At 44.6% G+C, this 13637-nt stretch carries 12 protein-coding genes; 2 read left to right on the forward strand and 10 right to left on the reverse strand.

The annotated features are described in order from the left end of the window. Positions 1–56 precede the first annotated feature (56 nt). From murC to RT143_RS00570, 3 genes are all read right to left on the reverse strand, one after another. Positions 57–1466: a UDP-N-acetylmuramate--L-alanine ligase gene (murC, locus tag RT143_RS00560; protein WP_060995614.1), complete on the reverse strand. Its 1410-nt coding sequence runs from the start codon at positions 1464–1466 to the stop codon at positions 57–59. A 148-nt stretch (positions 1467–1614) separates the two neighbouring features. Beyond that, positions 1615–2733: an undecaprenyldiphospho-muramoylpentapeptide beta-N-acetylglucosaminyltransferase gene (murG, locus tag RT143_RS00565; protein ID WP_313090380.1), complete on the reverse strand. Its 1119-nt coding sequence runs from the start codon at positions 2731–2733 to the stop codon at positions 1615–1617. A 215-nt stretch (positions 2734–2948) separates the two neighbouring features. Then, entirely contained in the window at positions 2949–5150 is a 2202-nt protein-coding gene (locus tag RT143_RS00570; protein ID WP_313090382.1) for a PhoX family protein, read from the reverse strand. A gap of 220 nt (positions 5151–5370) precedes the next feature. Here RT143_RS00570 and RT143_RS00575 point away from each other — a divergent pair, with 220 nt between their 5' ends. Together RT143_RS00575 and RT143_RS00580 are read left to right on the forward strand one after the other, a co-directional pair. Beyond that, entirely contained in the window at positions 5371–5799 is a 429-nt protein-coding gene (locus tag RT143_RS00575; RefSeq protein WP_313090383.1) for a DUF72 domain-containing protein, read from the forward strand. Positions 5800–5844: 45 nt separating this feature from the next. Further along, the gene (locus RT143_RS00580) at positions 5845–6150 is read left to right on the forward strand and encodes a DUF72 domain-containing protein (RefSeq protein WP_313090385.1); all 306 of its coding nucleotides are present in this window, start codon (positions 5845–5847) and stop codon (positions 6148–6150) included. An 11-nt stretch (positions 6151–6161) separates the two neighbouring features. On the opposite strand, the gene gshB is transcribed toward RT143_RS00580, so the two are convergent. The 7 genes from gshB to RT143_RS00615 form a co-directional block, all read right to left on the reverse strand. Further along, the gene (gshB, locus tag RT143_RS00585; RefSeq protein WP_313090387.1) at positions 6162–7112 is read right to left on the reverse strand and encodes a glutathione synthase; all 951 of its coding nucleotides are present in this window, start codon (positions 7110–7112) and stop codon (positions 6162–6164) included. A 41-nt stretch (positions 7113–7153) separates the two neighbouring features. Continuing rightward, positions 7154–7735, reverse strand: a complete 582-nt coding sequence (locus tag RT143_RS00590; protein WP_313090389.1) for a hypothetical protein — start codon at positions 7733–7735, stop codon at positions 7154–7156. A gap of 127 nt (positions 7736–7862) precedes the next feature. Continuing rightward, entirely contained in the window at positions 7863–8555 is a 693-nt protein-coding gene (gene pyrE, locus RT143_RS00595; protein WP_313090391.1) for an orotate phosphoribosyltransferase, read from the reverse strand. Positions 8556–8591: 36 nt separating this feature from the next. Continuing rightward, positions 8592–9527 (reverse strand): hypothetical protein, encoded by a 936-nt coding sequence (locus RT143_RS00600; RefSeq protein WP_313090394.1) that lies wholly within the window; start codon positions 9525–9527, stop codon positions 8592–8594. A 70-nt stretch (positions 9528–9597) separates the two neighbouring features. Continuing rightward, positions 9598–10509 carry an NAD-dependent epimerase/dehydratase family protein gene (locus tag RT143_RS00605; protein WP_313090396.1) on the reverse strand — a complete coding sequence of 304 codons (912 nt, stop codon included), beginning with the start codon at positions 10507–10509 and terminating at the stop codon, positions 9598–9600. Positions 10510–10575: 66 nt separating this feature from the next. Beyond that, positions 10576–11469 (reverse strand): carboxylating nicotinate-nucleotide diphosphorylase, encoded by an 894-nt coding sequence (gene nadC / locus RT143_RS00610; RefSeq protein WP_313090398.1) that lies wholly within the window; start codon positions 11467–11469, stop codon positions 10576–10578. Positions 11470–11531: 62 nt separating this feature from the next. After that, positions 11532–13211 (reverse strand): DUF3999 family protein, encoded by a 1680-nt coding sequence (locus tag RT143_RS00615; protein ID WP_313090401.1) that lies wholly within the window; start codon positions 13209–13211, stop codon positions 11532–11534. Between the last annotated feature and the right edge of the window lie 426 nt (positions 13212–13637).

The raw sequence follows: 13637 nt of genomic DNA on the forward strand, positions 1-13637 counted from the left end.
GTTTGCTAACCGTTTACCGCGTGATTGTTCAGTCAAGCGGTTGTTCAATCAAACGGTTATTTGTCCGCGAGAAATAAATTGTTTTTTGCCAAATCTAGACAAAGTTGACCCACGTTACCCGCCCCTTGGGTAATCAGCAAATCATTGCCTTTTAACATACTACCTAGCACCTGACGGATTTGATCCATGTCATTGATGTTCAGCATAATTGGCTCAACTTGTCCGCGGGTGCGGATGGTACGGGCAAGACTACGACTATCCGCGCCTTCAATCACCGCTTCACCTGCGCTATACACATCAAGTAGCATTAACACATCGACTTGTGACAATACGTCCACAAAATCATCGAAGCAATCACGGGTACGGGTAAAACGGTGAGGCTGGAAAATCATCACCAAGCGGCGATCGGGATAGCTTTGACGAGCCGCTTTGATAGTCATTGCCACTTCGGTTGGGTGGTGACCATAGTCGTCAATCAATAGCACATCGCCTGCGCCATCTTTTACAGGGTAGTTACCATTGTTTTCAAAACGTCTGCCCACGCCGGCAAATTTTTTGACCGCTTGGCAAATGGCTTCATCACTGACACCTTCATCGGTGGAGATGGTGATAGCCGCTAAGGCGTTATAGACATTATGAATACCAGGAATGTTCAAAGTAATCGGCAGTGGCTCACGGTCTTTACGCAGTACGGTAAAATGGGTTTTGGTGCCGTCTGCCACCACATCAATGGCTTGCACATCGTTATGTTTTTCTAACCCATAAGTCAACACAGGGCGCGCGATTTTATCAATCAGTCCGTACAACTCTTTGTCATCACCGCACAATACTGCCAACCCATAAAATGGCATATTTTGTAAAAACTGCACATACGCGGCTTTTAGTTTGTCAAAACTGCCACCATAGGTTTCCATATGGTCTTGGTCGATATTGGTGACAATCGCTGCCATCGGACGCAGCGATAAAAATGACGCATCTGACTCATCCGCTTCTGCCACCAAATAACGGCTTTGACCTAATGACGCGTTTTTGCCTGACGCGTTAAGTTTACCACCAATCACATAAGTAGGATCCAAACCCGCTTCGGTTAAAATCATGGTAAGCAGACTAGTGGTGGTAGTCTTGCCATGCGCGCCCGCTACTGCAATACCATGACGGTAACGCATCAGCTCACCTAACATATCGGCGCGGCGTACCACAGGAATACGTCCTGACAAGGCAGCTTGGATTTCTGGATTGGTATGATCAATGGCTGATGACACCACGACCACATCGGCTTCACTGATGTTTTTGGAATCATGCCCGATAAACACTTGAATGCCCATTTGGGTCAAACGGTCGGTCACTGGGCTTTGTTTGATGTCTGAACCGCTAACCATATAGCCATGATTATGGACAACTTCGGCAATACCGCACATTCCTGCCCCACCAATACCGACAAAATGCACGTGGCGAATACGGCGCATCTCTGGGATTTCGACCAAACGCTTGGCAATTTTTTTGGTGACACGGTTGGTTTTTTCAGGTTTTTCAGTGGATTGGGCAGTGGCAGTTTTGGCTGATTTTGACATAGACAGGCTCAATGATAAATGACTTATAAGTTGTAAAAAATAATTAAGGTTTTAACTGGGATAAAATGGCATCGGCAGCCAGCTGTGTGGCATTGGGTTTGGCAAATTCACGTGCTTTTTCTGCCATCGCTAAGATTTGATGACGGTCGAGCTTGGCTAAAATGGCACTTAAACTCTCTGCCGTTAATTCTTTTTGCGGCATTAAAAACGCGGCGTCATGTTGTGATAGGGTTTTGGCATTTGCCGTTTGGTGATCATCTACCGCATGGGGCAGCGGCACAAACACCGCAGGCAATCCAACCGTGGCAACTTCTGTGACCGTGAGCGCCCCAGCACGGCAGACAATGACATCTGCCCAGCTGTATGCTTCTGCCATATCTTTGACAAATGGCAAAATCTCATACTGGGTTGATTGGAGTTGTGCTTCGCTATATACCGCTTGGGTAGCCTCTTGGTTGTTTTTGCCACATTGATGCCGCACTTGCCATGACTTGGCATCTGGCATACTTTCTAATTTTTTTAGCGTGGGCGCGATATGATTATTTAGCGCCTGAGCACCCAGAGAACCGCCAATGACCAATAACTTTAAAGGACTGGTATCATTGACATCGATACGGGCTTTTGGTGGCGGTACTTGTACGATAGCCTCACGTACGGGGTTGCCCACTGTCATCACTTTACTAGAAGGTAGTTCGGTGAAGGTATTTGGGAAGGCTTCTAACACTTGATTAGCAAGCTTAGATAGATAGTTATTACTCATGCCTGCGATGGCATTTTGTTCATGAATCAAAATTGGTATTTTACAAAATTTGGCAGCCAATCCGCCGGGTGCGGTCACATAACCACCAAACCCCACCACGATGTCGATTTTATTGGTTTTGATGATTTTGATAGCCGCTAATGTTGCTTTGAGTAAGGTTGACGGGGCTTTAAATAAGCGTTTGATACCGTTACCGCGTAACCCCTGCATATTGATGGCATGGTAGGTAAAGTCGTAATGTTGTAGCAACTCATTTTCCATACCGACTAGGGTGCCGAGCCAATGCACTTGGGCACCTGATTGTTGTAACGCTTGAGCCACCGCAATCGCTGGAAACACATGCCCACCCGTGCCTGCTGCCATCATTAGCACGCGCGGTTTTTGCATCGTTGGCTCACTCATCTTATTATCCTTGACCAATCCAATCCAATCCAATTTAGGTGAGGTGGGGATTAGAAAACCCCGCATACCTGACCATTTATCGGGAAAAACAATCACCATAAAAATGGCAAAATCATAGCATTTTTTTTATACCTTTAAAAGATAAAAGGTTATTTAATAAAAAAACCCTTGAATCACTGTTCAAGGGTTTTTGATAACTTTGTTGCGTGTTTAACTTATTTTAATGACTCACCTAAAATCACACCGCCGTCTTTTTTGGTAATCATCACCGTCGCTGAACGTGGTGTAGTACCACCAGAAATCGCGCCCCATGTGACCCCTGGTTGATCTTCGCCTGGATGTTGGATATTGATAAATAAGGTTTTAAAGTCTGGGGTTAAGGTGATACCCGTCACTTCACAACCTTTTGGACCCACAAAGAAACGTTTGATGTTTTGGTCATTGGCTTGCATACCGACGCGAGTTTTGATACCCGCTGATGTAGTTATTTCTTTACCATCATTGACTTTACCAGGCAACGCAGCTAGTAGCATACAGTTGGTTCTGCTAGTGTAAGCGCCGTCATCGGTTTGAATCCACAATACGCCACGTGGGTCGAAGTATAGACCATCTGGAGAAGACAAATCGTTATTGGCATTTAAACCAGACAGATTTTCTGCGGTTAAGTCATTTGGCGCTGCAAATAGGTAAATATCCCAGTTAAAGCTGGTAGCTGTATGGTCGTTATTTTTTTCAGCCCAACGAATGATATGACCGTTGCGATTACCCTTATCGCCAGCGTAGTTACGTGGGTTAGCAGCATTCATGCCATGTTTTGTAGGTGTACGGTTTGAGTTATTGGTCAGTGTTACATACACTTCACCCGTTACTGGGCTTACTGATACCCATTCTGGACGGTCCATTTTGGTTGCACCCAATGCATCACCCGCTAAGCGCGCATGGATTAAAACATCGGCTTGGTCAGCAAAGGCATATTTTGCATTCGCATTGGTTAATGCACCTTGACCGTGCGTTAACGCTTTCCATTCACCTGTACCATCATCTTTAAATACTGCAACGTACAAAGTACCTTTGTCTAAGTATTTATCACCTGCTTTTAGACCACCACCGATATCAGCGTTTGACCATTTTGCGTCTGAGACAAATTTATAGATATATTCGCCACGCGCATCGTCACCCATATACATCACAACTGGTTTGCCTTCAACGACAGGTGCATAGGCACAGTTTTCATGCGCAAAACGACCTAGCGCTGTGCGTTTAACTGCCATTGCTGACTGATTAAATGGATCAATTTCAACGATATAACCAAAGGTGTTAAATGCGTTTCGATAGTCTTCTAGCGCGTTTCCACCCGTGGCTGCACTGTTCCAACGTGCAAATTCATCTGTAAATTTTTCATCAACTTTAGATGGTGTATGCCATAAGTAACCACCGCCCAAACCATTTTCTGGTAAACCATAACGCACACGAGAAGTATCTTCTTTCGCACTAATAATGGCTTTGTCTGCACCACGGGCAAAGACGTTTAAGAAGTTTTCTTCGGTGGTTAAGTAAGTACCCCAAGGTGAAAGACCTGCACCACATTGGTTGTTGATACCGCGGGTTTTTGTACCTGTTGGATCATATTTGGTTTTCAACAAATCTGAACCAGCGGCTGGACCTGACAATTTAACTTCTGAGGCACTGGTATAGCGTTTATTAAATTTTGAATCTTTAACCATTTCATAGCCGACACCATTGGCGCGACGCTTCATCTCAACAACACTCACACCATGGGCATAGCACTCACGACGTACATCAGTTGCCTTACGGATATTTTTGAAAATAGCTGGCGCAGTGGTATCTGGATTTGGTGTAGAAAAAGTACCCGCAGGGTTAATAGTCTCATTGGTATATTCGTGATTCATGACTAATAAAGCATTGTTTGACGATTTTGGATCATACTTTTCGCCGTTTTTACCAAAGAACCACATACCATCATGATTATCACCCATACGATATTGGAAAGATTCACCAGTTTGTTCACGGTTATCCTTCCAATCTTCGATACCGCTCATAAAAGGTGTACCAACATGTAAGATAGCCTCAGCATTGTAGCCGTCAGCAACCATCATATCGTTACCGGTATAATGAGCCACAGCAGTAAAATTCAGCTGCGTAGGACGTTTCATGTCGCCAGTAGCGGGTATAGCAGGGCTTGTACCATTACCCGTTGAACCTGTATTACTATCGTTATCGCTACCACAGCCTACGAGCGGCAATGTACCAAAAAACGCTGCTGCAGTCAGACCTGTACCACCTTTTAACATGGTACGACGGCTCATCCGTTTGGCAACAATTTGGCTAAATTCTGGGTTATTTGATGTGTTAGAATCTTCTACAAAGTCATGGTCAAAATGGTTATATTGGGTCATGGCGATACCTCAAGCTAATAATTGATAAATTCATGAAATAAGTTAGTAAGCTGTTAGACACACTTATAAAATTATGGAAAAAGAGTAGCAAGATAATGTGACAAATCATTGACCGTTATATGACAGGTTGATTAAATCCTTTATAATTAATACAGTTTGCCATACGAATTACAGGGTTTTAGCGACTTAGCTATCTGATAAAAATAATAGAGAACACATCATGAACTATATCGGCTGCTCAGGATTTTCTGAGCGACTATGGCAAGGCTTTTTTTATCCCGAAGCATTAGCCACTAAAGCGTATTTAAGCTATTACGCGCAGCACTTAAGCGCAGTCGAAATCAATTCCACGTTTTATCGCAAACCGACCCAAAAGACCTTACAAAACTGGTACAACGCCACCCCTACTATCTTCAAATTCTTTATTAAGATGCCAAAAACCATCACCCATCTGCAAAAATTGGTTGATACCCACGATATGACGGTTGAGTTTTGCGAGCATATTTATGCAGGATTGCAGGATAAATTGGCGGGCTTGTTGTTTCAGCTGCCGCCCTCGTTCAAATATACTGACGAAAATCTGCAAAAGGTAGTTGCTACTATCGACAGCAGATTTATCAATGTAGTTGAATTTCGTCTTGTGCGCTGATGATGTGATGAGGTTAAAATCGCACTTAAAGAAGCCAATATTGTGATGGCTGGGGTGTCGATTCTGCTTAAAAGTGTGGATAATCAAATCCCTGATGATGTCCTTATCAACAATGACGACACATTATATTATGGGATGCATGGCATGCCAAAAATGTTCAAATTGGAATATTGCGAAGATGAACCGACAGCTTTGGCTAAAAAGTTTGAAGATTTTAAAGGGCAAAGGTATGTGTTTTTTAACAATACCTTTGGTATTACAAGCCTTAAAAATGCATTATTTCTGCATCAGTTATTAAATAATCAAACTAAAAGGAGGATAACCATATTCATAAAGTTACCCTCTTTTTAACGTAAATTAGTTTAATTAATTTGAGTTTCAATAAACGCAATAAAATCCTTTGCGATATGCGTGCCACATTGGTCGTCAATCTCACGCACGCAAGTGGGGCTAGTCACGTTAATCTCTGTCACTTTGCCACCAATCACATCGAGTCCGACAAAGTACAAGCCTTTTTGTAGTAGCACAGGCGCCACTTGCTCAGCAACTTGGCGCTCTTGCGCTGACAGTGGCATGGCGACCCCACGACCACCTGCGGCTAGATTACCGCGCGTTTCGCCTTGGCTTGGAATACGCGCCAAGCAATAATCCACGGGCTTACCACCGACAATTAAAATGCGTTTATCGCCGTCCTTGATTTCAGGCAAGTATTTTTGCGCCATCACAGGCAAGCTTTCAAGCTGGGTTAGCATCTCAAGGGTTGAGCCGATATTAGGGCTATCGGCGGTCAGACGAAAAATACCCATCCCCCCCATGCCATCAAGCGGTTTGACGATGACATCTTGGTGGGTTTTGATAAAATCACGGATATGGGTCTGTTTGTTGGTCACAATCGTCGGTGTCATCAGCTCAGGAAATTGCGTCGCAAACAGTTTTTCGTTACAGTCACGTACGCTTTCTGGGTTATTGACTAGCAATACGCCTGCTCGCTGAGCGTATTCTAGCAAGTACAGGCTATACAAAAACTGCATGTCAAACGGCGGGTCTTTACGCATCAAGATGACGTCAAACGCCGTAGCAGGCTGCGTGGTTTTTTCACCCAGCTCATAAAAATGCGCAGGGTCTTTAAACGTTTTGAGCGATTGGCTATCAATTTGCAATGCGCCATTATCGAGCCACAAATCGTGAATTTGGCAATAATGCGCCGTATGACCACGATCTGCAATCGCCCATAGCATCGCGAGCGTGGTATCTTTTTTGTAGTTGATGGTGTGGATATCGTCCATGACGATCAGAAAATTCAGTGGTTTCATTATGATCCTTGTTCAATTTTTATCAATTGTTTGTTTTGCTATTAAAACATCGATTCGACCGCATTGCCATTACTATCGTAGCGCATACCGCTGGTCGGTTGTTCATTGGTAAACCAAAAATGGTATTCAGGATTTCCGGCTTGGCTGTAAACAATTGCTTCTTGTACCACACCCTGACGGAATAACACTTTTTGTTTGATACGGCTATCGGACAATCGATACGTTACCCAACCATTATATAAACCGTTAACCAAATCGGTGCGAAGCTGGGTCACAAAGTTTGGGTAGTACACCACCAAAAATTCATCGAAGTAACCGTTTTTCACAAAGGTGGTAAATTGCTCGCCTTCTGGCATCACGCCATTATAAGGACCATCGGCAATGCCTTGTGGCGCAGCTTGTGGCGATTTTGGCGGCAAGATAAGGCTATTTAACGCATCATAAAACGGCTGTTGGTCAGTTGCCACATTGACAATCGCAGGCGGTTTACTACCCTCCCCCATCAGTTCATTGATACTGCTACAACCGGCAAGCGCAAATAATATTGCCGATAAGGTAAGTCCTGTGCCAACACGCAAAAGGTGTGCCGTTGTTAGTGTGGTGGGCAAGGCTTTTGTCAACATAGCCGTCCTCTTCAATGGTTAATTTAAAAACAATCTATGATTAGCGGGGTTGGGTGATGACGTTTATATAACATGATGTAAAAAACTATTTTGTTAAATAATCATCACCCACGATGATGGCAACCGCTTATTGAACACCGTATTGCTCGCGGTAGGCTTGCATTTTGGCAAGTTCCTCCTGCGTGCCATTTTTGGCGACATACTCAGTAATGTCATCCATCGTGACCAAGGCAAGTACCGGTACATTGAGGCTTTGCGCCAATTCTTGAATGGCAGACTGTTCGCTTTGACCTTTTTCTTTACGATCTAGCGCAACGATAATCCCCGCGACTTTGGCGTCTGATTTTTCTAGGAGCGCAACGACTTCGCGCATCGCCGTACCCGCGGTCATCACATCATCAATCACCCAAACCGATTTGCCCTTGAGATCGGCTCCAACCAGCATACCGCCTTCCCCGTGGTCTTTGGCTTCTTTGCGGTTGTAGCCCCAATCGGCATTGATTTGGTGATTGTTCCACAGTGCTTGCGCAGTCGCCGCTACAAACGGAATACCTTTATATGCTGCCCCAAAAATTACCAAATCGCTACTTTCGGTAGATTGTAGCTGCTTGGCAAGCGCATCAGCATAACCATTTGCCAACACCGACAATAGCTCACCTGTTGATAACAAACCTGCATTAAAAAAATACGGGCTTATACGACCTGATTTTAGGGTAAATTCGCCAAATTTTAATACATTGTTTTTGAGTGCCACCTCAATAAAATGCTGGGGAATAAACTGCGGTGAATGAGATGATTGGGCTTGAGATAATTGCGACATACGCCACTCCAAAAAAGAACAAGTTAAAAAATACCATTAGCCGCCTGTGATTGGGTTTTGCGAGCTAATGGTAATAGTACGTTTGCTGATGGCTGTTTGCTTACCCACTTGCCAGTCGATGGCAAGCGCAGCGAGTGCAACATGCGTCGGCTCGATATATAAATCGTTATGCCGGGTCAAAAAATGCAATTGCGTGCGATGCGCCTCGATGTATTGATTGATAGCATCAGCCAAGTCTTGCAAGGTGATTTGTGGGTTGAGTGATCTGCGTGATTTGCATTGGCATAGCAAAAACACACAAAGCATAATATGGTACATTTGTCCCATCAGATACAGTTTGGTTTCGATATTGAGTAGCGCTTGGTTATAGGTGGCGTCAGACTGTGTGCTGGGGGTATCGTTAGCTTGATGTGCGCAGGAATTTTGCAATGTCTGCTGTGACAAGGATGTTGTAAGCGTGTTCATACTCGCTAAATGTGGGTATTGACCCATCACCTCTTTCATCAGTGAAATACTACTGTCATTGACGAGCTGTGGCAACAAAGACAGCGGTAAATGCAATGACGCGTGTTTGCTTTGGCTGCTATTGGCCTGCTGTTGCTGCTGCTGGATAAAGTGCCGCATCTCAATGCTTTGCTCAGATAATAACTGCTCTAGCATGTCAGATTGATGACTTTGCGGACTTTTTTTAGCGATTTTTGTTGTGTTATCCCTCATTGGGTATGGCTTGGCAACGTCTTTTACACTAGCGGTGAGGTTGTTGTTGGTATCCGCCACTGGCAATGAAAGCGGTTTTTGCATATAGACGTCAATGGTATGACGCGCGGGTATGACGCGCTTATCAATCGGGCGACAAGGATCGGGCAAAGCCAATCTTTCTGCCTCAGTCATCACATTGGGATGGCGTAGCTGGTCTCTGTCTTTAACCACTTGGTTTTTTGCGGCGTGGCGCTCGGTGTTGGAATACGTCATGGCATACACGGCTATAAAATCACTAATAGGTAAATGCTGAAAAATTTTTGTTGAAACCCACCACCCATCACTAATCGCCTAAAGTCGACAAAATATGCTGATAGCCTGACTGCCAATCTGGGTAGTTGAACCAACTAGCTGGCAAATTAGTGATAATGCGTTTGCCCGTTGTTGGCTCCATACAGGGCAGCGATAAGTTCAAGCCCTGTGCAGTCGCCAAATAGTTTAGCACAGTATAGAGCGGGACTGGCGCGTTATCTGTCGCCAAGTAAACTGGCACGGTTTGACCTGCATTGATGACAGTGACAATGATACTCACCAAATCTGTATCCATAATACGATTAGTCCATGTGTTATTAGGATAATCGCTAGCCGTATTTGGCGACTGCGCTGCTAACTGTTTCGCCATAGTCAGTAGACGCAGCCGTGACTGCCCATAAATCCCACTTGGGCGAATGATAACACTCTCATCTTCAAAGTGCTGCTGCAACAACTGCTCAGTCTGTAAAATCACTTGAGACGTTGCACTCGCTGGCGCGAACACAGGCGTATTGATATCAATGATTTCGCCCGCGTTTTGTCCGTAAACGCCTGTCGAAGAAATAAATACCACACGCTTAAGGTTTGGCAGATGGTCACCCAATCGCACCACATGCTCGGCAATCGCATAATAACTGTCACGGTAACCTTGTAGCGACAAGGTATCTGGACTGACAATGATACAGATTTGGCTGATTTGGCTTGACCATTGACTTAGCTGCGCAATAGCTAACGTGCGCGCATCACTAGCAACAAAATGTAGATTTTCCTGATATAGATTATCACTATCGGGTGGCAGCTTGGCTGTCACGGGGCTGCAGAAAGCCAAATCTGTAGGTGTGGAGCGGCTGACACCAATCACGCAATGGCCCTGCGCCGCTAATTGCTTAGCAACAGGTAAACCAATTTTGCCCAGTCCAATCATTAAAATGGTTTGCATCATGCTATGGCCTATCGTGAATGGCATTAAAAAAGCTGACTATTTTTAATCGATTTATTTTTAACCGATTTATTGCTGAAAACGCATCGATAAATCAATGGCTTTAATATGCTTCGTCAATGCACCCATTGAGATAAAATCCACCCCGGTTTCTGCCACTTGGCGTAGATGGGTAAGGCTAATATCACCTGAAGCTTCAAGCTGGCAAGGCTTGCCAAGACTAGCAACCAGCTCGACCGCTTTTTGGGTATCTTCAATGGTAAAATTATCGAGCATGACGACATCAGCATTGGCAGCGATGGCTTGATGCAACTCATCAAAATTTTCTACTTCAACTTCTACTGGCTTATTGGCAATCTGACGCGCCTGACTGACTGCTTGGGCGATACCGCCACACGCCATGATATGGTTTTCTTTTATCAAAAAGGCATCGTATAGCCCGATACGGTGATTATTGCCGCCGCCACATAACATGGCGTATTTTTGCGCATGGCGCAGCATTGGGAGGGTTTTACGCGTGTCTAACAATTTGGTCGGCAGGTCCGCGATAACCGCCACATGGTTGGCAACCACAGTGGCAGTGGATGATAAAGTCTGTAAAAAATTGAGCGCGGTACGTTCACCCGTCAGTAGCGCCCGGGTGTTACCGATGAGCGTCACCAAAATTTGATTGGCTGCCACAGCATCACCATCTTTGACTGCCCAATCAAGCTGCATGTTGGGATCAAGCTGGCGAAATACTTCATCCACCCATGCCTTACCCGCAACCACCATCGGTTCACGACAAATAATGGTTGCCGTATCGCGCTGTGTGTCAGGTATTAACTGGGCATTAATATCACCAGTGGCGATGTCTTCTTGCAGCGCAAGTGCGACTTGTTTGGCGATTTCAATACGTAGTAGTGAGGTGATTTGGGGTGTGGTGGTCGAAGTGTCACTAATGGTTTGGCTAGCAGCAGGCATGCAAATAATCCCTTATTGTCGATGGGGCATTTTCGATGAGGTATGTTTAATTGTATTATCGCCTATTCTTTGGGGACTTGGGTAGTAGTTTGTTGATATAAACGCAGGGCAATCAACGCCAAAGCCGCTACAATCGCGGCGAGTACACCCCACAGCGCCCATGTTTTGTAGCGTCCAAACGACGCGTTGGGATTATTCAATGCCTCGATATTTTGCATTTGTCCTTCAACGGTGTTGCCGAGGCTGGTAAGTTGTTGGTTGGATAGCGTGATATTGGGTTGTTGTAATACGCGTGGCTCGTTAATCACCAGTCGGTAAGGCGCTGTGCCTTGTGCTAAAAAGTACATCTCATACATGGGCGTTAATAAATCAACTGGCAAATCATCTTGCTGCATTTGACCACCCAATTGCAGCGACTTGGTCAATGTGGGTTGCCAACTGACCGTGGTATGGTTTTTATCAATTTGTGAATTGGCTAAAGTTTTATCATTACTCACATTGGCGGTTTTGTTGATTTTAGCCAATTGATTGGCTTCTTGCTCAGGTACATTGATGCTCACTTGCCACAGCTGATTTTCGGGGACAAAAAAACTCACCCCTGTGGTCAACATGAGCTGAGCAAGGCTAAGCCGCCATTGGTTGGCGTCATCTTTGGTTTTTGAAAAACTGGCACGGGTCAAGAAGAAACTTGCCTCACTCACCATGCGATTTAAGCTTGCTGCCTCAAGATTGATAGGCTGATTTGCCACCACTTGCCAATACCGATAATTGGCTTGCTGTGGCTCGATGGCAATAGCATTGCCTGTCGCTATCGGCTGATTAGTACCGTCAGCGTGCGGCGCTACCATTTGGCTATGTTGAGTAGCCTGGCTAGGTTGACCACGTTGGCTAGGGTCAAAGGGGCTGACCACCGTTTGGCTGACCATCTGCCAGCTTTGCAAGTCATCACTGCCATAAATTTGCAGTTGCAGTGGGCGCTTGCTGGGCTGGGCTGAATTCACTGGTAAAAATTTTAGCCAAAGATTGACCGCTTGCTCGGTTGATAAAGTAGATTGGTTTTTGGCAAAGTTGGGATTGGTTAACCACCAAGTTCTGACAGGGCTATTGGTAACGGCGGCGACTGGGTTTGAGGGTAGATTGCTAAGGTCAATATTAATCGATTGTTGGTTGTCTGGATTATCAAGCTGTACGGTCAACGCATGGCGTAATTTTTCCACCGCATTGGGGTTATCTGTCTCTACGCTCACTACTTGCAATACTTGATTGACAGATGATTGTTTACTGACAGGGCGAATCGCCATCGGCATAATATGACCTTTGGCATCAATCAAGCGGTAATTTTGTTTATCGCTAATAGTTGCCCCATTTTGCTGCATGATTAAAGCTAACAAACTGGGCGTTAACGATGAAAATTTTACCAGTTGGGCGCTGTTGGGATTGTCCTCTTGATTTTCTCCCGGTAAATCAATGTCGATTGCAAAGCTATTTTGCAATGCCTCAAAGCCATAGTTGATACTGTCAGTGTCATGCTCTTGCTCTGAATTGTCAACGATGGCAGGCGCTACCGTGGTCGTGGTGGCTTTTTGCGAGGCAACAGTGACGGATGCCGTTTGCGTGGGGTTTTGGGCATCTGCTTGCGTGTAAATGATAGCTATCAACAATAGCGGCGAAACTAAAGTTGCCGATAAAATACAGGCGCGGTGTTTGGCTAATTTAACGGGACAGTGCTTATTGTTTTTCATTTTAGCTTCATTGTTACTTCATTTTAGCTGCATAGCTACTTGATAATTTATGTTGCTTTATACCTTAGCAAATTGCGAAGCACATTGACAAAACCCCGACCTACCAGATTAATCATCCCAAGAAGCAGCGTAGCGTATGTTTGGATATCAACATAAAGCCATCAGTTGCAGTTAATCTAAAAAAATTTAAAAAAACCATGGCCTCGCATTGTAAGCATCAGTAGACAGTAACAACATTAATTTTTTATGTTAGAAACGCGATAAGTGTTTTTCTAACTTATTGATAGTAATTAGATTTATAATTTAGTTGATATGAACGTTTGCCCTATAACGATATTAACAATACCCACTCAAAACTTCTATACCGTGCTACAAACCACTAACAAGAGAACCGATATTTTGGATAAATTCTAGCCAGATGTTACA

Origin of the sequence: Moraxella sp. CTOTU48268, assembly GCF_032069585.1 — a bacterium.
Lineage (GTDB): Bacteria > Pseudomonadota > Gammaproteobacteria > Pseudomonadales > Moraxellaceae > Faucicola > Faucicola cinerea.